Raw genomic sequence first — 25,469 nt, forward strand, 5'->3', positions numbered from 1 at the left:
TCAGTGAAAACGCGACGCGCGATAACTCGCGAGATCGACCGGCGGTGCGCGCCGTGCGACCAGATCGGCCACGATGCGCCCGCTCACGCCCGCGAGCGTCAAACCCAGATGCTGATGCCCGAACGCGTAGATCACGCGCTCGCTCGTCTTCGCCGCGCCGATCACCGGCACGCCATCGGGCAGCGTGGGGCGAAAGCCGAGCCATTCGCGATCCGGCGTGCCGAGCGCGGGCAACGCGCGCTTCGACGACACCGTGACGAGATCGAGCAGCGCGCGATTGCGCGCTTCGGTAAAGCCGGCGAGCTCGACGGTGCCCGCGACGCGAATGCCGTCGCTCATCGGCGTCATGTAGAAGCCGCGTTCCGCCCAGCCGCATGGCCGCGATATCAAACCCGATGCCGAGGCATAGCGCACGTGATAGCCGCGTTCGGTATCGAGCGGCACGTCGTCGCCGCATTGATGCGCGAACGTGCGTGAACGCGCGCCCGTCGCGACGACGACATGATCGAAGCGGCGCGCCTCGCCATTCATGCGCAACGACACGCCTTGCGCATTGGGCTCGATCGCATCCACTTTCACGCGTTCGAGACGTGCACCTTGCGCGACGAGACGCTCGTATAAAGCCTGAAGAAACGCGGCCGGATCGCTGAAATGCCAGCTATCGCGAAACAGCACGCCGCGCTCGAAGATCGGCGCAAGCTGTGGCTCCAGTTCGCGGATCGCGCCGCTATCGAGCACATCGAAGCCCACGCCGAGCCGTTCGCGCAACGCGAGCGAATCGCGCGCCGCATCGAACGACGCCGCGCTCGAATAGAGATACAGGCATTCGCGCGGCCGGATGAAGCGCTGCAAACCGTCATCGGAAAGCAGCGGCGCATAGCCTTCCTGCGCACGCGACAACAGCGCGGCCAGCGCCTTCGCGCTCGCTTCGTAATTCGCGCGCCGCGAGCTCAACAGAAAGCGCGCGAGCCACGGCGCGAGTTGCGGCAGATAGCGCCAGCGCAATCTGAACGGGCTGTCGTTCGAAAGCAGAAAGCGCGGGATATCGCGGAATACGGACGGATTGTTCACCGGCACGCAGCCGTAAGGCGCGAACGTGCCCGCATTGCCGAACGACGCGCCCTGCGCCACGCCCGACGGATCGAGCAGCGTGACGGCGTGACCGTCGCGCATGAGCCAGGCCGCGCTCGCCATGCCGATGAACCCCGCGCCGATGATCGCCACGTTCGACATCAGTCACGCCCCTTCCATGCAAGACCGTCGTCGCTCGACAGAAAGCCCGTCGCCGCCGCGCTTTCCTCGTGCCGATGATGACGCTTCGCCGCGACGACATACGCCGCCGACGCCACCGCGAGGCTCGCGAGACTCGCCATCAGCTGGCCGCGCAGTTCGGCGTCCGCGCCCATCGCCGCGAGCACGCCCACGATCGCGATGACGACCGCATACGACAGCCACGGGAAGAGCCACATCTTCAGCGTGAGGCGCTCGGGCGCCTGCTTTTCGATGCGCCGGCGGATGCGAATCTGCGCGAGCGCCGTCGCCAGATAGACGAACAGCATCACCGCGCCGGATGCGTTCACGAGGAACAGGAACACGCCCTGCGGCGACACGATCGCGGCGATGATCGCCACATAACCCACCACGCTCGAGAGCAGCACCGCAAGACGCGGCACCTTGTGCGGCGTGAGTTTGAGCAGCGACTTCGGCGCATCGCCGCGTTCGGCGAGACGGAACAGAATGCGCGACGACACATACAGCCCCGAATTCAGCGCGGACAGCACGGCGACGAGCACGATCGCATTCATGATGTCGGCGGCGTAGGGAATGCGCATCGTCTCCAGCGCGGCGACAAACGGCGAGTGGCCCGTCACGATGCTGCCCCACGGCACGATGCACGCGATCAGGAACAGCGAGCCGACATAGAACGTGATGACGCGCAGGATCACCGAGCGCGTCATCGCGGCGACGCTCTTCGCGGGGTCGTCGGATTCGGCGGCGGCGATCGTCGCGATTTCCGCGCCGCCCACCGCGAAGATCACCGCGGGCACGGCGGCGAACACGGACATCGCGCCGAACGGCAGAAAGCCGCGATTGCCGGTGAGATGCGCGAGCGCGCCGTGCGTGTGGCCGAAGCCGAGCAGATAGCCCGCGCCGATGGCGATGAACACGATGATCGCCGCGACCTTGATCGACGCGAACCAGAATTCGAACTCGCCGTACGACTTGACCGAAAGCAGGTTGATCGCGGTCATCACGGAGAGCAGCACGAGGCCGATGACCCAGACCGGCGCGGGTATCCAGCGTTGCAGGATGGCGGCGCCCGCGACCGCCTCCACCGCGACGACGATCACCCAGAAATACCAGTAGAGCCAGCCGCTCGTGAAGCCGGCCCAGTTGCCGAGCCCGATGCGCGCATATTCGGTGAACGAGCCGACGCCCGGCACCGCGAGCGCCATTTCGCCGAGCATGCGCATGACCATCAGCACGACGATTCCGGCGACGAGATACGACACGCACGCGGCCGGACCGACCGTCGCGAGCGTTGCGCTGCTGCCGACGAACAGACCCGCGCCGATGATGCCGCCGAGCGCGATCATCGTGACGTGACGCTGGCGCAGCGCCGAGCCGAGTTTCGGCGGGCTGCCGGATAGCGTCGATTGAGTGGATTGAGGCAAGGACATCAAGAAATCTCCCGCGGACAAAGATCGAATGAATCGGAGAAGCGCCGATACAAAAACCGGGCACACACCAGACAAACTCTGATACTAGAATCACACAAGATTTTTTTGTGTGCAATTAAAAGCGTGATTGTGTGGTGCCGGGACTTTCCCTAACGGGAGGCTGGAGCGGGTCTTGCAGAGCCTGAATGAACGCTGCCGACACGCGCAGGAGCGTTGCACGCGCCCGACTCTGGGTTAGAATCGGCAGACTTCCGCACAAATCGCGGACAAAGCACGCTTTGTATGGAGACAGAGTTTCATGGCTTCCGGCAAGGATCAGACGCTGGCCAACGGCGAGACCGACGGCGCGGCGAAGCGATCGACGTATATCGAGGTGTCCAGCTCCATCGAAAAGGAGATTCGCAGCGGCATTTATCCGCCCGGCAGCCGTCTGCCGCCGCAGCGGCAACTGGCGAGCGAACTGGGCATCAACGTGTCGACGGTGTCGCGCGCGTACAAGGAATTGCAGTTGCGCGGCCTCGTGATCGGCAGCAAGCGGCGCGGCTCGCTCGTGACCGGCGGCGCCATGCCGAGCGTCGAGACGCCGGCGGCGAGCGCGGGCAGCACGGTCATCGATCTGACCGTGAACCGGCCCGCGACCGGCGAATATCTCAAGTGCCTCGCGCGCACCATGGCCGAGCTGCCGCGCGATCCGCGCTTTGCGCAATTGCAGGAATATCAGCCGCCGCAGGGGCCGTCGTGGGCGCGCGCGGCCGGTGCGCGCTGGATGAGCGCGCCGGGCTTCGCGCCGACCGCCGAGCAGGTCGTCGTCACGAGCGGCGCGCAGCATGGGCTGTATGCGGTGCTCAACAGCCTGATCGGCACCGACGGCGTGATCCTCGCGGATCAGCTCACGTATTACGGCCTGAAGGCGCTGGCGCCGGTGTTCCAGTTCGAGATCGTGGGCATTCCGAGCGATCGCGACGGCTTGCTCGTCGAGGAGATCGAGCGCGTCTGCAAGCGCGTGCCGGTGAAGGCGATCTTCACGGTGCCGAACCTGCAGAATCCCACCGTCACGACCATGAGCCTCGAGCGGCGCATGGCGCTCGTCGCGGTTGCGCGGCGGCACGGCGTGGCGATCATCGAGGACGACGTCTACGGTCCGCTCGTCGCGCAGCGTCTGCCGACGATCGCGAGCCTGTGCCCCGAACTGACGTTTCATATTTCAGCGACATCGAAGATCCTCGCGCCGGGTTTGCGGCTCGGCTATCTGTCGAGCCCGCAGGACAATGCCGCGCTGTGTGCGGAGGCCGTGCGCACGACGGCGTGGATGCCCGCGCCGATATCGATGCTGATCGCGACCGTCTGGATGGAAGATGGCACCGCGCAGCACATCATGAATGCGCAGCTTGCCGAGATTCGCGCGCGGCACGATCTCGCGCGCGAGCTGTTGCCGCAGGAGTTGCTGCAGGCCGATCCCGCCTGCATGTTCGTGTGGCTGAAGCTGCCGCCGCCGTGGCGCGCGGACGATTTCGCGGCCAACGCGAAGGCGCGCGGCGTGGTGGTGATGCCGTCGTCGGCGTTTGCCGTGGACAGATCGGAAATCGAGCACGGCGTGCGCATCAACCTCGCGTGCGCGGAGAGCCGCGATCAACTCGTCAGCGGATTGCGGATGCTGGCGAGCACGCTGAAGGACCGGCCGCGGGCATTGTTCGGGCATTTATGATGCGCACGACTGATCGTCGGACGGCGCCCGGCCGGTCGCGACGCATCCGCAAACCATCCATATTCCCCTTCATCGTTTCATGAATCGGCGCGCCGCCCCGGCGCGCGCCGACGTCACCCCCTGCCCCCGGCGCCGAAAAAATCCCCACGCGGGCGTCGAACAGAAATGGCAATAAACGCTATGGCGTTTTCAGCCGAGTTCGGCTATTAGTAGACTCGATACAGACGTCACGCACGTCACGCTTACGCGACGGCGAAGCATGAGCAGCTCTCTCGTTAAAAATCGACGGTCAAAACCGGAGGCAGCTACGGCACATCACAAGCATCAGGCTCGCGCTCGTTGACGTCTTAAAGTCCTGTCCCGCGCGAGCATGTCGTGGCGAGGCGCACTGCACGCGCGCTCGCTCATCAACGATCGGCCACCCCAAGAGGGAGGCGCCTATGGCGTTCGTGTCGGAACAGATGCTGGACTGCTGCCGGTTCGCTCATCCGTCGCGCTCGATGCGTGCAATGCGTTTCATCGTTGCCGCCGCGATCGCGTCGCTCTCGCTCGCGGCGTGCAAGAAGCCGCCGCCCGAAGCGGCGAAACCACCCGTCGAAGTCACCGTCGTTACCGTCGCCGCGCAATCGACGCCCGTCGATTTCGAATTCACCGCGCAGACACAAAGCTCGCGCGAAGTGGAAATCCGCGCGCGCGTGGACGGCTTTCTGGAAAAGCGCATGTACACCGAAGGCTCGCTCGTCTCGGCCGGCCAGGTGATGTTCATCATGGACAAGCGTCCGTTCGAGGCCGCGCTGCAAACCGCGAAAGGCTCGCTTGCGCAGCAGCAGGCGCGGCTTCTCGTCACGCAGCAGAACCTCGCGCGCGTCAAGCCGCTCGCCGCGATGAACGCGTTGAGCAAGAAGGATCTCGATGACGCCGTCGGCAACGAAAAGAGCGCCGAGGCCGCCGTCATCGCCGCGAAGGGCGAAGTGCAGACCGCCGAACTGAATCTCAGCTACACGACGATCCGTTCGCCGCTGAAAGGGCTGTCGAGTTTTGCGCGCGTGCAGGAAGGCAGTTACGTGACGCCGACGCAATCGGGCCTGCTCACCTACGTCTATCAGCTCGACCCGATGTGGGTGAACTTCAGCATCTCGGAGAACGAACTGCTCGGCTATCGCGAGCAGATTCAAAAAGGCCAGTTGCGCTTTCCGCCCGACAACCAGTTCGATGTGACCGTGATTCAGGCCGATGGCTCCGTCTACCCGCAGACGGGCCGCATCGACTTCACGAATCCGGCATTCAGCACCGAGACGGGCACTTTCCTCGTGCGCGCGGTGTTCGCGAATCCGAAGGGCTCGCTGCGCCCCGGCCAGTTCGTGAAAGCGCGGGTCGCGGGCGCGATCCGGCCGAACGCGATCCTGCTGCCGCAGCGCGCCGTGCTGCAGGGCGCGAAGAGTCATTTCGTCTGGGTGCTCGATCAGCAGTCGAAGCCGCATCAGCGCGTCATCGAAGTGGGCGAATGGCACGGCGACGACTGGTTCATCACGAACGGGCTGAAGGCGGGCGAGCGCGTGGTCGTCGATGGCGCGATACGCGTCAGCGCGGATTCGAACATCCGTGTGGTCGATGCTCCCGCCTCGGGCGCCAAGGAGGCATCGCTCGGCGAGACGAAGAACGCAAGCGGCGGGACCGAAAAGTGACCTGATCTGACCAATATCGGAACCACGTCGCGCGGAAGAGGCCTATGAACATTTCACATTTCTGCATCGACCGTCCGATTTTCGCTTCGGTCATTTCGATCATCATCACGCTGGGCGGCGCGCTCGCGATGCTTGCGCTGCCCACCGCGCAATACCCCGACATCACGCCGCCGCAGATCACCATCTCCGCGACCTATCCGGGCGCGAGCGCGGATGTCGTCGCGAACAACGTGGCCGCGCCGATCGAGCAGCAGGTCAACGGCGCGGACAACATGATCTACATGAACTCGTCGAGCTCCTCGACGGGCAATCTCACGATCAACGCGTACTTCGAGATCGGCACGAATCCGGAACTCGCGCAGGTGGACGTGCAGAACCGCGTGAACCTCGCGATGCCGCAACTGCCGCAGTCGGTCACGGCGCAGGGCGTGCAGGTGCAGAAGAAATCGCAGGCGTTCATGATGGTGATCGCCATCTATTCGCCCGACGAGCGCTACGACGCGACCTACATCGCGAACTACGCGAACGTGTATGTTCTCGACGCGCTCAAGCGCATTCCCGGCGCGAATCAGGCCGCGATCTTCGGCACGCCCGATTACGCCATGCGCATCTGGCTCAAGCCCGACCGCATGGCGCAGCTCGGCATCACGGCTTCCGACGTGCAGCGCGCCGTGGCCAACCAGAACCAGCAGTTCGCCGTCGGGCGGCTCGGACAATCGCCGACGGGCGCGGCCGTCGAGCAGTCGTTCGCGGTGACGACGACGGGCCGCCTCACGGAGCCGTCGGAGTTCGAGAACATCATCATTCGCGCGGAATCGGGCGGCGCCGCGATCGTGCGGCTGAAGGACGTGGGCCGCGCGGAGCTGGGCCAGAAAGACTATTCGATCCGCAGCCGCTTCCAGGGCAAATCCGCGACGGTGCTCGCCGTCTATCAGCAGCCCGGCGCGAACGCGCTCGACGTGTCCAAGCAGGTGCGCGCGTCGCTCGCCGAGATGAAAAAGACCTTCCCGCAAGGCATCGATTACGAAATCGCGATGGACACGACGGAGTTCACGCGCGCGTCCATCTCCGACGTGGTGCACACGTTCTTCGAAGCGGTCGTGCTGGTGGTGATCGTCGTGTTCGTGTTCCTGCAAAGCCTGCGCGCGACGCTGATCCCAGTGATCGCGGTGCCGGTGTCGATCGTCGGCACGTTCATGGGCATGGAAGCGCTCGGCTTCTCCATCAACATGCTGACCTTGTTCGGCATGGTGCTCGCGATCGGCATTGTCGTGGACGATGCGATCGTGGTGATCGAAAACGTCGAGCGCAACATGACGGTCTTCAAGCTCGATCCGAAGACCGCCGCCAAGAAAGCGATGGACGAAGTGGCCGGGCCGGTCGTCGCGATCGTGCTCGTGCTGTGCGCGGTGTTCGTGCCGGTCGCGTTCCTCGGCGGCATCACGGGGCAGATGTACAAGCAGTTCGCCATTACCATCGCGATATCGGTGGTGATATCGGGCATCGTCGCGCTCACGCTGTCGCCGGCGCTCGCGGCGCTCTTGCTGAAACCGGGGCATCACGAGAAAAAGGGCTTTTTCCGCTGGTTCGACAACCAGTTCGAGCGCATGACGCACGGCTACACGCGCATGGTGCGGCTCATCATCAAGCGCTTCGTGATCGCGCTGCTGCTGTTCGTGGGCATGATCGCGCTCGCCGTCGTGATGATGAAGGACATTCCCACCGCCTTCCTGCCGCCCGAGGATCAGGGCTATCTGCTCGGCGCGGTGATCATGCCGGACGCGGCCTCGCTCGATCGCACGGGCGCGGTGTCCGAGCGCGTCACCGAGTACTTCATGAAGCAGCCGGCGGTCGGCAGCATCACGACCATCGATGGCTTCAGCATTCTCGACAGCCAGAACAAGAACAATTCGTCGACGTTCTTCGTCGGCTTCAAGAGTTTCGATGAACGCTACAAGTCCGCGAATATCCGCACGCAGAACGCGCGCGCGGTGCTCATCGACGCGTACAAGAATTTGTCCGAGATCAGGCAGGGCATCGTCATACCGCTGAATCCGCCGTCGATACCGGGTCTCGGCACGACCGGCGGCACCGAAATGTGGATTCAGAGCAAAGGCGATGCGACCACCGCCCAGTTCGCGGGGATCGTCGACGATTTCGTCGCCAAAGCGAAAGCGCGGCCGGAACTGACCGGCGTCACGTCCACGTTCAACGCGTCGTCGCAGCAACTGCTCGCGAACGTCGATCGCGACAAGGCCGAGACGCTCGGCGTGCCCGTGGAGGACGTCTACAGCGCCATGCAGACGATGTTCGGCTCGCTCTACGTGTCGCAGTTCAACCGGTCGAGCCGGCTGTGGCAGGTCATCCTGCAGGCGGAGCCGCAATACCGCCTGAAACCCGACGACCTCACGCAGATTTTCGTGAAGAGCACGAGCGGCCAGATGGTTCCGCTCAAGTCGGTAGTCAGCACGCGCTACGTCACCGGGCCCGATCTCATCACGCGCTTCAACAATTTCCCGGCGGTGAAGATCACGGCGAATGCCGCGCCGGGCTATGCGTCGGGCCAGGTGATCCAGGCACTCGAAGACATCGCGACGGGCCTGCCATCCGATTACGGCATCGGATGGAGCGGCGAGGCGTACGAGGCGAAGAAATCGGGCGGCACGTCCGGGCTCGTGTTCGTCTTCGGCCTCGTGATGGTGTTCCTGATCCTCGCCGCGCAATACGAAAAGTGGAGCCTGCCGTTCGGCGTGCTGATGGCGGTGCCGTTCGCGCTCTTCGGCGCGCTGCTCGCGATTCTCCTGCGCGGCCTCAACAACGACGTGTACTTCCAGATCGGTCTCACGATGCTGGTCGCGCTCGCCGCGAAAAACGCGATTCTCATCTTCGAGTTCGCCGTGCTGAACCGCGAACAGGGCAAATCCGTTTTCGATGCGACGATGACCGCCGCCGAAGAACGCCTGCGCCCGATCGTGATGACCTCGCTCGCCTTCATTCTCGGCTGCGTACCGCTCGCGATCGCGACGGGCGCATCGGCGAACAGCCGGCATTCCATCGGCACGGGCGTGATCGGCGGGATGCTCGGCGCGACGGCGATCGCCGTGTTCTTCATCCCGATGTTCTTCTGGGGCCTCGAAACGATGTCCTCGCGCTCGAAGAAAAAAGGCGGCGAGACGCCCGCCGCCGATGCGACGCCAGAGCCGAAGGCATCGGGAAGCGGCCCGAACGCCACGCCGTCCGCTCCGGACAAAGGACACTGACATGCGGCGCGCCCGGCTCATCCACTCTTTCGCGGGCATGGCCGCCGCGCTGTCGCTCGGCGGCTGCCTGCTCGGCCCGAACTACACGCGCCAGCCGGTCGAGACGCCGGCGACGTATCGCTTCGCCGCGGCCGAAGCCGCCGATACCGCCAACACCGAATGGTGGAAGCAGTATCAGGACCCCGTGCTCGACGACCTGATCGCCACCGCGCTCGCGAACAACAAGGACGTGAAGATCGCGGCGGCGCGCGTCGATCAGTTCATGGGCCAGTTCGCGACGACGCGTTCCGCGCTCTTCCCGCAGATTTCCGCGGGCGCGCAGGCGGCGCGTCAGCGCACGCCGCTCGCCCTGTCGAACGGATTCGGGCCGGTCTACAACAGCGTCGAGCTGTCCGTCTCGGCGGCGTGGGAAATCGATGTCTTCGGCCGCAACCGGCGTCTCACCGAGGCTGCGCGCGCGAACTTGCTGTCGAGCGAGGAAGGACGGCGCGCGACGATCCTCTCGCTGGTGGCGTCGGTGGCGACGTCGTATCTGAATCTGCTGAGCCTCGACAAGCAGCTCGATATTGCGAAGGCGACGACCCAGAGCCGCGCCGAATCCGTGCATGTGTTCACGCTGCGTTTCGAAGGCGGCGAAGTCTCGCAGATGGAACTGGCACAGAGCCAGTCCGAGTACGAAGCCTCGCTCGCGACGATTCCGCAGCTCGAAACGCAGATCGCGCAGCAGGAAGACGCGCTCTCGATCCTGCTCGGCGCGAACCCGGGTCCGATCGTGCGCGGCCGCCCGCTCGGCGAACTCGCGACACCCGTGGTTCCGGCGGGCCTGCCTTCCGATCTGCTGGAGCGCCGTCCCGATCTGTTGCAAGCCGAACAGGATCTGGTCGCGGCGAACGCGCTGATCGGCGCGGCGCGGGCGCTCTACTTCCCGCAGATTTCGCTGACCGGCCTCTTCGGCACCGCGAGCACCGCGTTCTCGTCGCTCTTCACGGGGCCCGCGCGCGTGTGGTCGTTCGCGGGCCAGGTCACGCAGCCGATCTTCACGGCGGGCAATATCTCGGGCCAGGTGCAGTCGGCCGAGGCGCAGCAGCAGCAGGCGCTGCTCACGTATCAGAAAGCGATCCAGGTTGCGTTCCAGGAAGTCGACGACGCGCTCATCGCATCGCGCAAGCTGCACGAGCAGCTCGAAACGCAGGGCCGCCAGGTCGTCGCGCTCAGCACGTATTCGCGCATGGCGCGGGCGCGCTACGAGGGCGGCTATACGAGCTATATCGAAGTGCTCGACGCCGAGCGCAGCCTCTTCAACGCGCAGCTTTCGCAGACCCAGACGCAGGCCGCCGCGCTCGCGTCGTTCGTCACGCTCTACAAGGTCATGGGCGGCGGCTGGGTCGTGGCCGCCGACAAGATGACGACGCAAACCAGCGACGCCGCGAAGGCCACGCAATCGAGCCCGCAGGCGGTCCAATGAACGCGCCGACATCCGCATCCGGCGACCGCCCCGCGCGCGCGCTGATCGCGTGTCACGAGTGCGATCTGATGCAGCGCGAAAGCGACGTCCCGCCCGGCGGCATGCTGCGCTGCTGCCGCTGCCGCGCCGTGCTCTACCGGCGCCGGGGCCGCGGCTTCGACCGCGCCCTCGCCTATGCGCTCGCGGCCTGCGCGCTGTGGGTCATCTCGAACGCGTTTCCGATCGTCGGTCTCGCGGTCAACGGCGATCTTGTCGAAACCACGCTCATCGGCGCGGTGCGCGTGCTCTATCGCGACGGCATGTGGCCGCTCGCGGGCCTCATCTTCATCACGACGATTCTGATGCCCGCGCTCCAGTCGCTCGGCATGGTGTGGCTGCTGCTGCCGCTGCACCTGAACCGCAGGCCGTGGCGCGCCGACGCCGTGTTCCGTGTCCTGCGCATCGCGCGCAACTGGGGCATGACCGAAGTGCTGATGCTCGGCCTGCTCGTCGCGCTCGTGAAGCTCGCGCATATCGCCGCGGTCGTGACGGGACCGGCGCTGTGGTCGCTCGCCGCGCTGATGCTGCTGCTCGTGGCGGCGGCCTCCGCCTTCGACGAGCGCGCGATGTGGATGCGCATCGAGAAAGCGCCGCCCGGCATGCCCGCCGACACACCGCTCGCCGGGCGCACGGCGGCGGCGAGCGGCATCTGCGTGTGTCACGACTGCGGCCTGAGTACGCGCGGCGTGCAGCGGCATGCGCATTTGTGCTGCCCGCGCTGCGGCGCGCGTCTGCATCTGCGCAAGCCCGCGAGCCTGTCGCGCACGTGGGCGTATCTGATCGCGGCCGCGATTCTGTACGTCCCCGCGAACCTCCTACCGGTGATGAACACGAGTTCACTCTTCGGCGCGCAGAAGGACACGATCATGAGCGGCGTCGCGTACCTGTGGCAGTCGGGCTCGTGGCCGCTTGCGATCATCGTGTTCATCGCGAGCATCGCCGTGCCGATGCTCAAGATTCTCGCGATCGGCTATCTCGCCGCGACCGCGAATCTGCGCATGACGCAGCAGAACGTGCAGCGCGCGCGCATCTATCGCGTCGTCGAGCTGGTGGGCCGCTGGTCGATGCTCGATATCTACGTGATCGCCGTGCTCGTCGCGCTCGTGCAGTTCAGCGCGATGGCGACGATCGAAGCCGGGCCGGCGTCGATCGCGTTCGGCGCCGTCGTCGTGCTGACGATGTTCGCGGCCATGTCCTTCGATCCGCGCCTCATCTGGGACACGGATAGAAGCACCTCGCCGCCCTCTGCCGAAGGATCGCGATGAGCACGCCCGACGAAACGCCCGACGCCGAAGTCGTGCCGAAAAAGCGCTGGCGCATACCGTGGGTCTGGGTCGTGCCGGCCGTCGCGGTGGCGGTCGGCGTCTGGCTCGCGGTGCAGGCCGTGCTCGCGGAAGGTCCGACCGTCACGATCAGCTTCAAGTCCGGCGAAGGGCTCGAAGCGGGCAAGACGAAGATCAAGTTCAAGGACGTCGATATCGGTCTCGTGAAGACGGTCGCGCTCTCGAAGGATTACAAGCGCGTGATCGCCACCGCCGAGCTGACGCGCGACGCGACCAACATGCTCGTCGACGACACCCGCTTCTGGGTCGTGCGTCCGCGCGTGGCGGGCGGCTCGGTGTCGGGCATCGGCACCTTGCTGTCGGGCGCGTATATCGGCATGGACATCGGCCACACGAAGGAGACGCGGCGCGATTACACCGGCCTCGAAACGCCGCCGGTTTTCGCGAGCGACGTGCCCGGACGGCGCTTCGTCCTGAAGGCGGTGGATCTCGGTTCCGTCGATGTCGGCGCGCCGGTGTATTTCCGCCGCCTGCAAGTGGGCCAGGTCACGTCGTTCGAGCTCGACAAGGACGGCGCCGGCGTGACGCTGCACGTTTTCATCAACGCGCCTTACGACCGCTATGTGAACGCCGATTCGCGCTTCTGGCAGGCCGGCGGCGTCGACGTGACGCTTGGCACCGACGGGCTCAAGGTCAATACGCAATCGCTCGTGTCGATCCTGATCGGCGGGCTTGCGTTCGAGACGCCCGCGGTCTCGCTGAGCTGGGCCGAAGCGCCGCCCGATACGACGTTCAAACTGTTCTCCACGCGCGCCGACGCGCTGCGCGTGCAGGAGCGCATCGTCGAAACGTATATGTTCAGTTTTCAGGGCTCGGTGCGCGGGCTTGCGGTGGGCGCGCCTGTCGAGTTCCGCGGCATTCAGATCGGCGAAGTGTCGGCGATTTATACGCGCTTCGATCAGGCGACGAAGCAAATCAGCATTCCGGTCGAAGTGAAGCTTTACCCGGAGCGCTTCACGTCGCGCTTCGCGAACGAGCCGAAAGGCGGGCGCGTGGCGAGCGATCCGAGAGCGCTCGCGGATTTCCTCGTGTCGCGCGGATTGCGCGCGCAATTGCGCACGGGCAGCCTGCTGACGGGCCAGTTGTACGTGTCGCTCGATTTCTTCCCGAACGCGAAAAAGGCGAGCATGGACTGGAACAGCGTGCCGCCCGAAATGCCGACGACGCCGAGCGGCCTCGACTCGCTGCAGGATTCGGTGAACCGCATCATGACGCGCATCGACAAGCTGCCGATCGAGGAACTCACCGCGAGCGCGCGGCAGACGCTCAACAGCACGACCGCGCTGATGCAGGGTCTCAACACGCAGGTCGTGCCGCAAGCCGCGACGACGCTCGCCGCCGCGCGCGCCGCGCTCGATGCCGCGCATTCCACGCTGATGCCGGATTCGGGTCTTCAGCAGGACACGGCCGAAGCGATCCGCGAACTGACGCGCACTGCTGTTTCGTTCCGCAGTCTCGCGGATTATCTGCAGCAGCATCCGGAAGCGTTGCTGCGTGGCAAGCCGGAGGACAAGAAGTGATGCGGCCCGCTCTCGTTCTCTTTCTTTTCGCGCTGCTCGCCGCATGCAGTTCGCCGCGCGCGAGCTTCTACCGTTTGAGCGCCGACCCCACGCTCACCGCGGCCACCGCGCGCGCGCCCACGCGGCCCGTGATCGTCGGGCCGGTGACGGTGCCCGATCTCGTCGATCGTCCGCAGATCGTCACACGCAATACGAACAACGAAGTTTCGCTCAACGAGTTCGCGCGCTGGGGCGAGCCGCTCAAGAGCAGCATCGCGGATGCCATCGCGGCAGACCTCGCGGTGCTGCTCGCCTCGGATCGCGTCGCGCCGGCCTCGCGCGCGATTGCCGATCCGGACGCGTTGCGCGTGCGTGTGGATATCCAGCAGTTCGAGTCCGTTCCCGGCGATGCCGTTTCGATCGACGCGCAATGGACGGTGCGGAGATTCGGCGACGAGAATGCCATGAGCGGGCGGTCGAAAGTGCGCGAGCCGGTTAGCGGGCCTGATTACGATGCGCTCGTCGCTGCGCATAGCCGGGCGTTGGCGGGAGTGAGCCGGGATATTGCGGCGGCGATTGGAAGGGGTGGGATGCAATAGGCGCTAGATAACGAGCCGCGCCGCCTCCTCGAACCGATTGCCTCCAGCCGGCACATCCCGCCGCGCGATACGCACGATCTCCACAGCCCGCGTCTGCGGCGGCTGCGTCGGAAGACGCGCCAGATGAATCGCGATATCGGCGTGCGGCTCATCGCAGCGCGTGTCCATCAGCAGATTCATGTGATTCAGGCACAGCGTGCGCTCGGTGACGGAAATCATCCTGGCCGGCTCGTCGAGCACGTCGAGAATGGTCCGAAGCTGTGTTTCGATGGAATCGGCGGGCGAGCCCAGCGCGGCGAGCGCGGCCTCGTTCTCTTCGACATCGCGCTGCAGCCGCGTGGCGTCGCCGGCGAGATCCGCTGAAGCGATCAGGCTGCTCATGCCCGCGCCGCGCCGGCCGAGCATCTGCATGCGCGCCGCGAGCAGCGCGCGATGTTCCTGCAACGCATCGCGGCGCGCTTCCGTCTGCGCGACGCGCGACATCGCTTCGAGCGCGAACTGCTCGACGATCCGCTGCACGAGATCGCCCCTGAGTGCGTCGTCGGATTCGTGGCAGAAGCGCATGCGCTTGTCGTCGAAGCCGATCGCCGTGCGCGCGACATCCGAGCGCATCGTGCCGCCTTCGAGCGCCGCGACGAGCACCTGCCGCTCGACGAGCGTCGCGCCCAGAATCGCGAACGCGTGGTCCGCGGCGATGTGATCGCCGAACCAGTCGCACACGTCGCGCGACTCGCCGATCACGCGCGCGATGTCGTCGGGCGTCGCGAATTTCGCGCGCAAGTACGGATCGTCCGACCATGCGCCGGGCGTCGCATCGCGCGGCGCGGGCAGCGCGGCGACGAGTTCGCGCACGTGATCGATCGTCTTGCCGACGGCAGGCGCAAGCCGCGCCTCGTAGCGGCTCGCGAGGCGCACCTGAGGCGCCACCGTCACGATGCGCGCGAGCGCCTGCCGCACGTCGTCGCGCGTGGCGCTATCGTCGCGTTTGAAGAGCCAGTTGAACATGCTCATCCCATGATGTGCACGCCGCCATCCACGTACAGCGTTTCGCCCGACAGACGGCGCGCGTAAGGCGTCGCCAGAAAGGCGCAGGTGAACCCCACGTCCATGATGTCGACGAGCTCGCCGAGCGGCGCGCGCTGCGCGGCTTCCGTCAGCAGCAGATCGAAATCCTTGAGCCCCGATGCGGCGCGCGTCTTGAGCGGCCCCGGCGAGATCGCGTGCACGCGGATGCCCTGCGGGCCCAGCTCGTAGGCGAGATAGCGCGCGCACGCCTCGAGCGCGGCCTTCACCGGGCCCATGACGTTGTAGTTGGGGACCACCTTGTTCGCGCCGTGATAGCTCATCGTGAACATCGTGCCGCCGTCTTTCATGAGCGGCGCCGCGAGCCGCGCCATACGCACGAACGAATGACAGGAGATGTCCATCGCTTTCGCGAAGCCGTCCGCCGAGCAGTTCAAAAGCCCGCCCTGCAGATCGTCCTTCGGCGCCCACGCGATCGAATGCACGAGGATATCGAGCTCGCCCCACTCGCTGCCGATGCGCTCGAACACCGCGTCGAGCTGATCCTGCCGCGACGCATCGAGCGGCATGAAGATGCGCGCGTCTAGCGCTCGCGCAACCGGCTCGACATAAGGCCGCGCCTTGTCGTCGGCATAGGTGATGGCGAGATCCGCGCCCAGTTCGCGAAACGCCTTCGCGCAGCCGTAAGCGATCGAATGCTCGTTGGCGATGCCGGTGACGAGCGCCTTCGCGCCCTTCAGCACGGCATGCGGAACATGCTCCATCATGTGGATGCTCCCTCGCGTTTGTCGTCGATCAGCGCGAATGCATGACGCGCGATCATCAATTCCTCGTTGGTCGGAATCACCCACGCGCTCACCTTGCCCGACGCCTTGCTGATGCGCGGGCCGCCGCTTTCGTTCGCCGCTGCATCGAGTTCGATGCCCCACCACGCCGCCTGCTCGCACACGCGCCGGCGAATCTCCTTCGAATGCTCGCCGATGCCCGCCGTGAACACGACCGCATCGAGCCCTTGCAGCGCGGCGCTCATCGAGCCAAGCTCGCGGCCGATGCGATACACGTACAGATCGATGGCGAAGCGCGCGCGTTCGTCGTCGCTTGCGAGCAGCGCGCGCATGTCGCCCGACACGCCCGAGACGCCGAGCAATCCCGAGCCGCGATACAGCAGGTCTTCGATCTCGCGAGCGTTCATGCCGAGCTCGTCGAGCATGTAGAGGATCACGCCGGGATCGAGATTGCCGCAGCGCGTGCCCATCATGAGGCCGTCGACGGCGGTGAAGCCCATCGTGCTCGCCACGCTCTTCCCTGCGTGCATCGCGCACAGGCTCGCGCCGTTGCCCAGATGCGCCACGACGGTGCGCCCGCGCGCGGCGTCGGGCGCGATCGCCGGCAGCGCACTCGCGATGTATTCGTACGAGAGGCCATGAAAGCCATACCGCCGCACGCCGTTTTTCGTGATCGATTCGGGCAGCGCGAACGCCTGCGCGATGGGCGCTTGTGTCGCGTGGAACGCCGTATCGAAGCAGGCGACTTGCGGCAGGCCCGGATTGCGCTCGGCGATGATGCGTATCGGTTTGAGATTATGCGGCTGATGCAGCGGCGCGAGCGGCGTGAGCTTGTCGAGTTCGTCGAGCACCTCGGGGGTCGCCAGCACCGGCTTCGTGAAACGCGCGCCGCCATGCACGACGCGATGCCCGACGCCGATCAGACGATGCCCCGCGCCGTGCCCGCGCAGAAAAGTGCCGAGATACGCGATGGCATCGGCGTGCTGGAGCGTTTCGCCGTCGCCCCATTGATGCTCGCCGGTCTTTTCGCCCTTCGCGTCGAACGCAACGAAATGCGGCGAGCTGAAGAGCCCTTCCACCTGCCCGCGCGTGACGAGTTCGAGATCTTCGCCGTCGACGTCGAACGCGCTGAACTTGATGCTCGACGAGCCCGCGTTGAGAACCATGATGACGTCGGCCATGTCGTCACCCCGTCACTTGTGCTTCTTCGCGACGCTTGGACGCCACGAGCGCCGCCACGGCGCACGACGCCAGGCGCGAGCGCAGCGTATCGGCGCGGCTCGTGAGAATGATCGGCACGCGCGCGCCCAGCACGATGCCGGCCGAATGCGCGCCCGCGAGAAACGACAGGCTCTTTGCGAGCATGTTGCCCGCTTCGAGATCCGGCACGATCAGCACGTTGGCACGGCCCGCGACGGGCGAGTCGATTTTCTTCGTCTGCGCCGCTTCGAGATCGATCGCGTTGTCGAGCGCAAGCGGCCCATCGACGAGCGCGCCCGTGATCTGATGCCGGTCGACCATCTTGCACAGCGCGGCGGCTTCGAGTGTCGAGGGCACTTTCGGGTTGACCGTCTCCATCGCCGAGAGAATCGCGACGCGCACCTCCGGGAAGCGCAACGCGTGTCCGAGATCGATCGCGTTTTGCAGGATATCGACCTTGTCGGCAAGCGTCGGCGCAATGTTGATCGCGGCGTCGCTGATGATCAGCACGTTCTCGTGCCCCGGCACATCCATGATGAAGCAGTGCGACACGCGCCGCTGCGTGCGCAGACCGCCCTCGCGCTTCACGACCGCGGCCATCACTTCGTCGGTGTGCAGGCTGCCCTTCATGATCGCCTCGGCCTTCGCCTCGCGCACGAGTTCCACGGCCTTGTCGGCGGCGGCGTGACTGTGCGGCGCGTCCACGATCGGCAGGCCCGTGATGTTCAGCCCGCATTCCTCCGCCACTTCGCGGATACGCTCGCGCGGCCCGACGAGCAGCGGCGCGATCAGGCCCAGCTCATGCGCCTTGACCGCGCTTTCGAGCGAAGTGCGGTCGCAGGGATGCGCAACCGCTGTCGCGAGCGGCGGCAGCGCGCGGCAAATCTCGATGAGCCGTTCGTACTTCTCTTCCTTCTGATTCATATCGCCTCCCGGGAGAACGTGAGATGCGCCGCCGGCGCATCAGTGCGCGGGTGCGGAACGCCGGGGCGCGCGCGCAGGCTTGAGGGGCAGCGCCGCGCGAATGCGCGCAAGCGTGTCGTGTTGCGTCGCCGTGGGCTCGTACCCTTGCAGGCGGCTATCGTCGCGCAGCTTGTCCATGAAGGTGAGGAGCTTCTTGCGGTCCTCGTTGTCGTTGAGAAGATCGGGCAAGGTCGAAAGCGCCTGTTCCGGCTCGTAGCGCACGATGATCTCCTGCTCGCCGCGAATGCGCCGCCATTCGTCGCGCGGCTTCTCCGGCAGATAGTCGGCGTAGTCGGCCATGAGTTCCTGGCGCAGCACCATGCGCGCGAGCGGCAGCGGTTCGTCGTGATCGACGAGCAGGCATGCGACGCGCGCGATCGCTTCGGCATAGCCGCCGTGCGCGATCGACGCCAGCGCATCCTGCACGAAAGGCAGTTCGCGCGGATCGGTCTTGTGCTCGTGCGCCTCCTGCTCCTGCGACTGATGCGCCGAGAACATGTTGCCGTACACGGAGAAGAACATCGCCTCGGTCGCCGCATCGCGCATGGCGCGGTAGAAGTCGAGGCTCGCGCTGATCATGTCGGAGCCGCAATGCTCGGCTTTTCGCAGCACGTCGCGTTCGGTCGCGGGCACGGACGCAGGTTTGCGCGCGGCCTTCACCGCATCGGCGGCGGGGCCGAGCCACGCGAGCCACGGGTTCAGGTCGGAGAACATCCAGCGTTGCGCGCGCAACGGATGGAATGCGCGCAGCATCGCCGCGGTGGTGTCGTTGGCCATCGACTGCACGAAGGGCTGCGCGAAGAGTTCATACGCGCGCTGATTGAAATCCGATACCTGTTTCACCGCCTGAAACGGCAATTCGTCGACGCGCTCGAAGCGGTTGAAGCGCGCGGTGAGGTCTTCGAGACGGCGCTCGTGAAAGCTCACGTCGTACTCCGTTTTGCCGTCCGCGCCTTTGCGCTCGGCGATCTCCATGCCATAGAGCCCCGGCGGAAACGATTCGATCGCCTCCAGCACCGACGCGATCTGCGTATGCTCCTTCTTCGCGACCTTGCCGCTCACGAAAATGCCCAGATGCCCGATGTTCTTGTGCATCAGCCCGACGATCACCTGTCCGCGCGACTTGATCTCGTCGGTGCTGCCGTAGATGTCCGCGACCCAGTTGAACGCCTGTTGCGGCGGCGTGATGTTGTCGCCCATCGAGGCGAACAGAATGATCGGCGTCTTGATCGCGCGCAGGTCGAACGACGTGCCCGAAAGGCCGCGCGTTTCGCCCGACCACAACTGATTGCCGACGAAAAGATTGCGCGTGATCCATTCGATCTCTTCGCGGTTCATCAGGTAATAGCCGCCCCACCAGCGTTCGAAGTCGAGAAAGCGCGGCGGCTCGGTGTCGATCTTGTCGAACAGATGGTAGTACTTGTCCCACAGGCTATTCGCCGGATTCAGGTTCTCGAAGTTCTCGACGAGATACGCGCCGTCGAACTTGCCGTTGCCGAGGTCGGCCGTCAACGACGCGAGCCACGTGCCGCCCAGCATGCCGCCCGAATAGCGCATCGGGTTGTCGCCCTCGCCTTCGCTCCATGCGCCGCTCCAGTACGACATCGGCGCGCCGTTGATGACGATCGGACCGGTATCGTCGGGCTGCGAGCTCGCGATCATCATCGCGGCCCAGCCGCCCTGGCAATTGCCGACGATGGCGGGTTTCGGGCTCTCGGGATGCAGCTCGCGCACGTGCTTGACGAAGCGCTGCTCGGCCGCGCAGACATCGAGCAAGGTTTGGCCCGGCTGCGGGTCGCGGAAGAACGTGACGAAGTACACCGGATGACCCGCGCGCAATGCGACGCCCACTTGCGAATCGTCCTTGAAGCCGCCGATGCCCGGACCGTGCCCCGCACGCGGATCGATGATCAGATACGGCCGCTTGAGCGGATCGACGACGACGCCTTCGGGCGGCACGATGCGCAGCAGCGCATAGTTCACGGGCCGCTCGAACGTGCGGGCGTCCATCAGCGTGTCATAGGCGAAATGCAGCACGGGTTCGAGGCCGCGCTTGGTCTGTTCGATGAAGTTGTTGCCGCGCTGACGCAGCGTGTCCCAGAAGAGCACGGTGCGCTGCATGACGTCGACGGCGTACGCGTAGCCGTTGAAGGGACTCACCCCGCCCGCATCGCCGGCTTGATCCGCGCCGCCGTTGCCGAACAGGCGCAGGCCGGCATCGCGCGCGCGTTCGCTGAACTGATGCTGCGCCGTTTCCGCGCGCTTCTGAAACACGCGGGACACTTTGTCCGCGATCTCCTTGCTTCGATGCAGTCGATCTGCATGCGTCATGACGTGACCTCCGCGACGAAAACGTGCATGGGATGACCATCTTCCCTGGACAGATGATCTGGATAACATCATTAAAATATAAGCGCAACGTGCGACAGCAAGGTGGCAAAAAAGGCGACCTAATGACGCGCAATAGGGCCTGCGCCGGACGAAACGAGCTCCTGATATTTCGTCACCACATGCTCCAGGTTGTAGAACATGCGCGCTTCGCCGAGCGCCTGGCCGAGCGGCGCGCGCCTGACCGCCGCGAGCACGCCGGGGTTCAGGCCCGCGAGCCAGAGGGTCGTGCCGTTCGCGGCGAGGCGCGCGTCGGCTTCGGTCAGCATCTTGAGCGCGGTGTATTCGACATCGAAGACGCGGCTGAGATCCAGCACGACGATGCTTGCGTGCGAATCGCGCACCAGCGGCCGGATTTTTTCGGCGACACGTTGCGCATTCGCAAAGAATATCCGTCCTTCGGTACGCAACAGCAACAGTCCGGGAAAGGCTTCGTCTTCGGGATGGCGCGGCGAATCGCGCCGGAAAACGTTGGTGCCCGGTATGCGTTTAAGGGCATACACGGGCGGATTCGACACCTGATGCGCAAGCGCGAAGAGCGACACGACAATCGCGACGAGAATGCCTTCCAGCGTGCCCAGCAGCACGACGCCCGCGCATGCGGTCAGCGCCCACACGAATTCGGTACGGCGAACCTTCAGGATGGCGCGGAACTCGGCGGGACTGAAAAGCCCGATCGAATAGAACACGACGACGGCGGCGAGCGTCGCATGCGGCATCAGCGCCATCAGGGGCGCGAACAGCAGCATGACGGCGAGCGCGATCGACGCCGTCACGAGGCCCGCGAGTTGCGTGCGTGCGCCCGCCTGCCGGTTGACAGCCGTCTGGCTCGTGCCGCCGCCCGCCGCCATCGCGCCAAGGAGCGCGCCGCCCGCGTTCGCCAGTCCGGTCGCGAGCAGTTCGCGGTTCGCGTCGGGCGCGGGCTCGTCGTTGCGGGAGAACGCTCGCGCGGCCGCGATGCTTTCGGTGAAGCTCATCAAGGCGATGCCCAGCGCATCCGGCCACAGTTTCAGCGCGAGCGAGAGATCGGGCGGTGTCCATGACGGCAGACCCGCGGGCACCGCGCCGACCGTTTCGACGCCATGCGCGCGCAGACCGAATGCCGCCACCGCGATAATCGCCGCCGCGACCACGAGCAACGGCGCCGGCGCGCGCGGCGTGAAGCGTTCGAGCAGCACGAGCGCGGCGAGCGTGAGCGCGGCAAGCGCGAGCGTGCTCACCGACAAATGCGGCAAGCCCGCGACGAACGCGCCCACGTTATGCGGAAACGAACCTTTCGGATAGTGCAGGCCGAAGAGCTTCGGCAACTGATCGACGACGATGACGATCGCCACGCCCGCCTTGAAGCCGACGAGCACCGGCTCCGAGATGAAGTTCGCGACGAAGCCGAGCCGCAGCACCGCGGCCGCGACGAGCAGCGCGCCGACGAGCAGCGTGAGCGTCGCATTGGCGGCGGCGAGCGCCTGCGGATCGCCGTTCGCGACGACATGGCCTAGCGCGTTCGCCGCGAGAATCGCGAGCGTGGTCGTCGTGCTGACGGAGAGCGCGCGTGACGATCCGAAGATCGCGTAGACGATCATCGGCACGCACGCCGTATAGAGCCCGACCTGCACCGGCAGGCCGGCGATGGTCGCGTAGGCGAGCGCCTTCGGTATGACGACGGCACCGGCCGTCAGCCCGGCGACGACATCGGCGCGCGCCCACTGTTTCTCGTAGCGAAACAGCCATTCCGCGACGATGGGCGCGCGTTGCGTCATGGGCGTTCAGAAGCGCTCGGGCACGTACCGGAGCGGCCGGGTGCTTTCGCGATAGCCCTCCGGCTTCTGCCGCTTGGGCAGCTTCACCTTTTCACGCGGCACGGCCTTGTACGGAACGCTCTTCAGCAAGTGAGTGATGAGGTTCAGACGCGCGCGGCGCTTGTCGTCCGAGCGCACCACGTACCACGGCGCGCGCTCGGTGTCGGTGGCTTCGAACATCTCGTCGCGGGCGCGCGAATAGTCGTACCAGCGGCTGTACGAGCGCAGGTCCATCGGCGAGAGCTTCCAGATCTTGCGGCCGTCGTCGATGCGGTCTTCGAGCCGCCGCGTCTGCTCGTCCTCGCCGACTTCGAGCCAGTATTTGAGCAGGATGACGCCCGAATGGATGATGGCCTCTTCGACGAGCGGCACGCTCTTCAGAAAGGCCTGCGCCTGCTCGTCGGTGCAAAAACCCATCACGCGCTCGACGCCCGCGCGGTTGTACCAGCTTCTGTCGAAAATGGTGATTTCGCCCGCCGCGGGCAGATGCGGCAGATAGCGCTGCAGATACATCTGCGTTTTCTCGCGATCGGTCGGAGCGGGCAGCGCCACGACGCGAAACACGCGCGGACTCACGCGCTCGGTGATGGCCTTGATCGTGCCGCCCTTGCCGGCGCCGTCGCGCCCCTCGAACACGATGCAAATTTTCGCGCCCGTATGCACCGCCCATTCCTGCAGCTTCACCAGTTCGACATGCAGGCGCGCCAGTTCCTTGTCGTACTCCTTGCGGGAGAGACGCCCGCCCGCGCCTTTCGACTCGCTAATGTTCTTGTCTTCTTTCTTGTCTTCTTTCATCGGCTTCCCCTCGGTATTTATCCGGTATGGACCGCGCGGCCACGCCGATGCCGCCATCGCGGCGATACGCGCGGCGCGCGGTGCGGACGTTTGCCGTCCGTCAGGTTTCGTTGCGCTCGGGCACGACCTGCACATTCAAGGTGCGGTCTTTCCAGAACATGTTATGAATGCGCGGCTGAAACGTGCGCAGCACATGCGGCTCGATCGCATCGAAGCTCACGACCGCGGCCGGATGCTCGCCGGTGCCGGTCACGCGCTGAATCGAGTCGTACGGCGGGAAGCCGTAGCGGCAGAGGAAGTCCCGGATTTCGTCGTCGGTCGTGGACTCGTCGACATTGCCCATCCAGAGGTCGCCCATTGCGAAGTTCTCCATTGAGTAGTCCTGCGCTATTGTAGCCGCATCGCCCGGATGGCTGGCTCACGTGGACCGGTCGCGCTTGTCCGGGCGGCGCTGCGCGAGCGGATTCAATGCAACGACGAATATCACGATGCCGATGCCGAGCGCCCACATGCCATAGTGAAATTCCCGGCTCACGTCGTATATCAGACCGTGAATCGTGAAGTACAGCCCGGCAAGCCAGATGAAAACCCCGATCGAGGCAACCACCATGCGCGGCTCGTTGAATTTCATCGGCGTCTCCCGGATATGTTGCACGAGATAACTTCAGTTTAGGAAATCCTGAACGGTCGTGTGAACAGAGTCGAAGCAACAGGCTTGGCGCGCGCCCGTCCGTAAGCTACATTCTTTGCGTGTCACCGTGGGATCGGGCCCCGGCTGCGTTCGCGCGATCGAGAAGCGGCGCAGCGGCCGAATGCAACGTACGCGATGTAACGACCAACCAGCCGTACAACGTTCAAGCGGACGCAGCCCATGCGAAAGCCGATTCTCTTCTCGACGCTCGCGCTCCTGCTCGCGGCGGCGCCCGGCGCGGCGTACGCGCAGGCCGCGCCGGAGCGTGCCGTCGTCGGCACCAATGTGAAGAATTACGCGAACGCCGTGCTCGCGATCATGTCGTACACCGCGGTGCCGGATGTCACCACCAGCTCGCTTTCCATCAACAGCGGCACGAGCGGCAATCCGGGCTTCGGGCAGACGCAGCTCGGCGGCGGCTTCACCCTCAGCCGGTCGTTTCCGCTTTATCTCGAAGGCACGCTCGCCTACAGCCGCTACGATCCGACCTTCGTCGCCAGCGACGGCAATCAGGAGCGCCCCGTGCCCGCGAAATGGAACACGGCGAGCACGACCATCGGCGTCGGCTGGGACTTTCCGATCACGGACGAATTGCGCATCAGACCGATTCTCAATGGCATGATCGGCCGCGTCGCGAGCGATCTGCGCGTCGCGCAAACGGTTTTCAATCACGTCGCGGACGCCAACCTGCAGTTTCTCGAAGACGGCGCGCTCAATGCTTACGGCCTCGGCGGCTCGCTCATGCTCGATCTGGAGCACTATCGCGAGCACTATGAAATCGACCTCGAATTGCGCGCCACCGATATCTATATCCGCAGCTTCGGCGGATCGTCGCCGGCCGTGCAAGGGTCGGCGACCGCGCAGCAGTTCAGCCTGTGGGCGCGCTGGCGAGCGCCTACAGGCCTCGCCGCGCTCGACCGCCCGGTGCGCTACGTGCTGGAAACCGCGTACTCCCACTATTTCGGCGAGAGCGCCGGCGTGCTCGGCTTCAACGACCTGACTTCCGTTGGCGTCGGGCTGGAACTCGACAGCAGCCGGTATCCCGTCATCGTCACGCGCACGCGGGCCATGGTGCGCTATGTGTTCGGCCACAACGTGCATGGCGTGTCGTTCGGGTTCGCGGTCAGCTTCTAGCCGCCGGGCCACCGCTTTTCACGTCACTGCTTCTCGATTTTCCAGTCGCCGCCGTCCTGCTTGCATGCCGTGGGTGTCCAGGACTGCGTCTGCCCTTTCGCGACGGCGGTGAGCGTGACCTTGCGGCATGTCCTGCCTGCGTGCTTCACGGTATCGCGCGGCGTCACGGTGCCCGCTATGCGCACCGAATTGCCCGTGCCTTCGTTGCTCCATCTGACCGATTCGCCATCTTTCTTCGTGTCGAGCACATCCTGCGCCGCGCGGTTGAGCGCCTTGCGGTCGGCGGGCTTCATGTAGCTGATCGGCGTGTCCTTGAGGAAGTTCAGGTTGGTCGCATGCGCGACCGTGCATGCCAGCATGAGCGCGGCCAGTAAGCCGCACGCGATGCGGTTCGGATGAGCGCGCATGTCCGCCTCCC

At 65.4% G+C, this 25,469-nt stretch carries 19 protein-coding genes and 1 pseudogene; 8 read left to right on the forward strand and 12 right to left on the reverse strand.

Going from position 1 to position 25,469, the window contains the following annotated elements; translation table 11 throughout:
- Positions 1 to 1,233, reverse strand: coding sequence for an FAD-binding oxidoreductase (locus LY284_RS24805; protein ID WP_233388488.1), 1,233 nt, complete (start codon positions 1,231 to 1,233; stop codon positions 1 to 3).
- On the reverse strand, positions 1,233 to 2,681 hold the full coding sequence (locus tag LY284_RS24810) for an amino acid permease (protein WP_233388489.1): 1,449 nt from the start codon (positions 2,679 to 2,681) through the stop codon (positions 1,233 to 1,235). The genes LY284_RS24805 and LY284_RS24810 overlap by 1 nt, the downstream gene beginning before the upstream one ends.
- A 298-nt stretch (positions 2,682 to 2,979) precedes the next feature.
- Between LY284_RS24810 and LY284_RS24815 the strand changes: the two genes are divergently transcribed.
- From LY284_RS24815 to LY284_RS24845, 7 genes are all read left to right on the forward strand, one after another.
- A complete protein-coding gene (locus LY284_RS24815; protein WP_233388491.1) occupies positions 2,980 to 4,386 on the forward strand; it encodes a PLP-dependent aminotransferase family protein in 1,407 nt (468 codons plus the stop codon).
- Positions 4,387 to 4,826: 440 nt separating this feature from the next.
- The gene (locus LY284_RS24820) at positions 4,827 to 6,071 is read left to right on the forward strand and encodes an efflux RND transporter periplasmic adaptor subunit (RefSeq protein WP_060854063.1); all 1,245 of its coding nucleotides are present in this window, start codon (positions 4,827 to 4,829) and stop codon (positions 6,069 to 6,071) included.
- Positions 6,072 to 6,115: 44 nt separating this feature from the next.
- On the forward strand, positions 6,116 to 9,331 hold the full coding sequence (locus LY284_RS24825) for an efflux RND transporter permease subunit (protein ID WP_233388493.1): 3,216 nt from the start codon (positions 6,116 to 6,118) through the stop codon (positions 9,329 to 9,331).
- A 1-nt stretch (position 9,332) separates the two neighbouring features.
- Positions 9,333 to 10,796 carry an efflux transporter outer membrane subunit gene (locus tag LY284_RS24830; protein ID WP_045460071.1) on the forward strand — a complete coding sequence of 488 codons (1,464 nt, stop codon included), beginning with the start codon at positions 9,333 to 9,335 and terminating at the stop codon, positions 10,794 to 10,796.
- Positions 10,793 to 12,100 (forward strand): paraquat-inducible protein A, encoded by a 1,308-nt coding sequence (locus LY284_RS24835; RefSeq protein ID WP_233388495.1) that lies wholly within the window; start codon positions 10,793 to 10,795, stop codon positions 12,098 to 12,100. Before LY284_RS24830 ends, LY284_RS24835 begins: the two co-directional genes overlap by 4 nt.
- Positions 12,097 to 13,698, forward strand: a complete 1,602-nt coding sequence (locus LY284_RS24840; RefSeq protein WP_045460065.1) for an intermembrane transport protein PqiB — start codon at positions 12,097 to 12,099, stop codon at positions 13,696 to 13,698. Before LY284_RS24835 ends, LY284_RS24840 begins: the two co-directional genes overlap by 4 nt.
- Entirely contained in the window at positions 13,698 to 14,276 is a 579-nt protein-coding gene (locus LY284_RS24845; RefSeq protein WP_045460062.1) for a membrane integrity-associated transporter subunit PqiC, read from the forward strand. Before LY284_RS24840 ends, LY284_RS24845 begins: the two co-directional genes overlap by 1 nt.
- A gap of 3 nt (positions 14,277 to 14,279) precedes the next feature.
- On the opposite strand, the gene LY284_RS24850 is transcribed toward LY284_RS24845, so the two are convergent.
- From LY284_RS24850 to LY284_RS24890, 9 genes and pseudogenes are all read right to left on the reverse strand, one after another.
- Positions 14,280 to 15,281: a hypothetical protein gene (locus tag LY284_RS24850; protein ID WP_233388497.1), complete on the reverse strand. Its 1,002-nt coding sequence runs from the start codon at positions 15,279 to 15,281 to the stop codon at positions 14,280 to 14,282.
- Between the two features lie 2 nt (positions 15,282 to 15,283).
- Positions 15,284 to 16,066 (reverse strand): enoyl-ACP reductase FabI, encoded by a 783-nt coding sequence (gene fabI / locus LY284_RS24855; RefSeq protein WP_077160682.1) that lies wholly within the window; start codon positions 16,064 to 16,066, stop codon positions 15,284 to 15,286.
- On the reverse strand, positions 16,063 to 17,265 hold the full coding sequence (locus LY284_RS24860; protein ID WP_233388499.1) for an acetate/propionate family kinase: 1,203 nt from the start codon (positions 17,263 to 17,265) through the stop codon (positions 16,063 to 16,065). Before LY284_RS24860 ends, fabI begins: the two co-directional genes overlap by 4 nt.
- Before the next feature lie 4 nt (positions 17,266 to 17,269).
- A pseudogene (locus LY284_RS24865) lies at positions 17,270 to 18,211 on the reverse strand (phosphate acetyltransferase); the annotation flags it as partial.
- A 36-nt stretch (positions 18,212 to 18,247) separates the two neighbouring features.
- Complete coding sequence (locus LY284_RS24870) at positions 18,248 to 20,578, reverse strand: DUF3141 domain-containing protein (protein ID WP_233388500.1); 2,331 nt, start codon at positions 20,576 to 20,578, stop codon at positions 18,248 to 18,250.
- A 119-nt stretch (positions 20,579 to 20,697) separates the two neighbouring features.
- Positions 20,698 to 22,392 (reverse strand): SulP family inorganic anion transporter, encoded by a 1,695-nt coding sequence (locus LY284_RS24875; RefSeq protein ID WP_233388502.1) that lies wholly within the window; start codon positions 22,390 to 22,392, stop codon positions 20,698 to 20,700.
- A 6-nt stretch (positions 22,393 to 22,398) separates the two neighbouring features.
- A complete protein-coding gene (gene ppk2 / locus LY284_RS24880) occupies positions 22,399 to 23,226 on the reverse strand; it encodes a polyphosphate kinase 2 (protein WP_233388505.1) in 828 nt (275 codons plus the stop codon).
- Between the two features lie 100 nt (positions 23,227 to 23,326).
- Positions 23,327 to 23,584: an RNA-binding protein gene (locus LY284_RS24885; RefSeq protein WP_041733279.1), complete on the reverse strand. Its 258-nt coding sequence runs from the start codon at positions 23,582 to 23,584 to the stop codon at positions 23,327 to 23,329.
- A 60-nt stretch (positions 23,585 to 23,644) separates the two neighbouring features.
- Positions 23,645 to 23,857 (reverse strand): DUF2964 family protein, encoded by a 213-nt coding sequence (locus LY284_RS24890; protein ID WP_041733277.1) that lies wholly within the window; start codon positions 23,855 to 23,857, stop codon positions 23,645 to 23,647.
- A 240-nt stretch (positions 23,858 to 24,097) separates the two neighbouring features.
- Here LY284_RS24890 and LY284_RS24895 point away from each other — a divergent pair, with 240 nt between their 5' ends.
- A complete protein-coding gene (locus LY284_RS24895; RefSeq protein ID WP_233388506.1) occupies positions 24,098 to 25,051 on the forward strand; it encodes a hypothetical protein in 954 nt (317 codons plus the stop codon).
- Positions 25,052 to 25,074: 23 nt separating this feature from the next.
- Here the strand turns inward: LY284_RS24895 and LY284_RS24900 are convergent, their stop codons facing one another.
- Positions 25,075 to 25,458, reverse strand: coding sequence for an RT0821/Lpp0805 family surface protein (locus LY284_RS24900; RefSeq protein ID WP_233388508.1), 384 nt, complete (start codon positions 25,456 to 25,458; stop codon positions 25,075 to 25,077).
- Between the last annotated feature and the right edge of the window lie 11 nt (positions 25,459 to 25,469).

Origin of the sequence: Caballeronia sp. PC1 (assembly GCF_021353155.1) — a bacterium.
GTDB lineage: Bacteria > Pseudomonadota > Gammaproteobacteria > Burkholderiales > Burkholderiaceae > Caballeronia > Caballeronia cordobensis.

Bases quoted from the DNA above. Each gene is read 5' to 3' on its own strand.
- LY284_RS24830 (WP_045460071.1), top strand. From the start codon at position 9,333: ATGCGGCGCGCCCGGCTCATCCACTCTTTCGCGGGCATGGCCGCCGCG.
- LY284_RS24820 (WP_060854063.1), top strand. From the start codon at position 4,827: ATGGCGTTCGTGTCGGAACAGATGCTGGACTGCTGCCGGTTCGCTCAT.
- LY284_RS24840 (WP_045460065.1), top strand. From the start codon at position 12,097: ATGAGCACGCCCGACGAAACGCCCGACGCCGAAGTCGTGCCGAAAAAG.
- LY284_RS24875 (WP_233388502.1), bottom strand. From the start codon at position 22,392: ATGACGCAACGCGCGCCCATCGTCGCGGAATGGCTGTTTCGCTACGAG.
- LY284_RS24860 (WP_233388499.1), bottom strand. From the start codon at position 17,265: ATGGCCGACGTCATCATGGTTCTCAACGCGGGCTCGTCGAGCATCAAG.
- fabI (WP_077160682.1), bottom strand. From the start codon at position 16,066: ATGATGGAGCATGTTCCGCATGCCGTGCTGAAGGGCGCGAAGGCGCTC.
- LY284_RS24870 (WP_233388500.1), bottom strand. From the start codon at position 20,578: ATGACGCATGCAGATCGACTGCATCGAAGCAAGGAGATCGCGGACAAA.
- LY284_RS24900 (WP_233388508.1), bottom strand. From the start codon at position 25,458: ATGCGCGCTCATCCGAACCGCATCGCGTGCGGCTTACTGGCCGCGCTC.
- LY284_RS24850 (WP_233388497.1), bottom strand. From the start codon at position 15,281: ATGTTCAACTGGCTCTTCAAACGCGACGATAGCGCCACGCGCGACGAC.
- LY284_RS24845 (WP_045460062.1), top strand. From the start codon at position 13,698: ATGCGGCCCGCTCTCGTTCTCTTTCTTTTCGCGCTGCTCGCCGCATGC.
- LY284_RS24825 (WP_233388493.1), top strand. From the start codon at position 6,116: ATGAACATTTCACATTTCTGCATCGACCGTCCGATTTTCGCTTCGGTC.
- ppk2 (WP_233388505.1), bottom strand. From the start codon at position 23,226: ATGAAAGAAGACAAGAAAGAAGACAAGAACATTAGCGAGTCGAAAGGC.
- LY284_RS24810 (WP_233388489.1), bottom strand. From the start codon at position 2,681: ATGTCCTTGCCTCAATCCACTCAATCGACGCTATCCGGCAGCCCGCCG.
- LY284_RS24815 (WP_233388491.1), top strand. From the start codon at position 2,980: ATGGCTTCCGGCAAGGATCAGACGCTGGCCAACGGCGAGACCGACGGC.
- LY284_RS24885 (WP_041733279.1), bottom strand. From the start codon at position 23,584: ATGGGCGACCTCTGGATGGGCAATGTCGACGAGTCCACGACCGACGAC.
- LY284_RS24805 (WP_233388488.1), bottom strand. From the start codon at position 1,233: ATGTCGAACGTGGCGATCATCGGCGCGGGGTTCATCGGCATGGCGAGC.
- LY284_RS24895 (WP_233388506.1), top strand. From the start codon at position 24,098: ATGCGAAAGCCGATTCTCTTCTCGACGCTCGCGCTCCTGCTCGCGGCG.
- LY284_RS24835 (WP_233388495.1), top strand. From the start codon at position 10,793: ATGAACGCGCCGACATCCGCATCCGGCGACCGCCCCGCGCGCGCGCTG.
- LY284_RS24890 (WP_041733277.1), bottom strand. From the start codon at position 23,857: ATGAAATTCAACGAGCCGCGCATGGTGGTTGCCTCGATCGGGGTTTTC.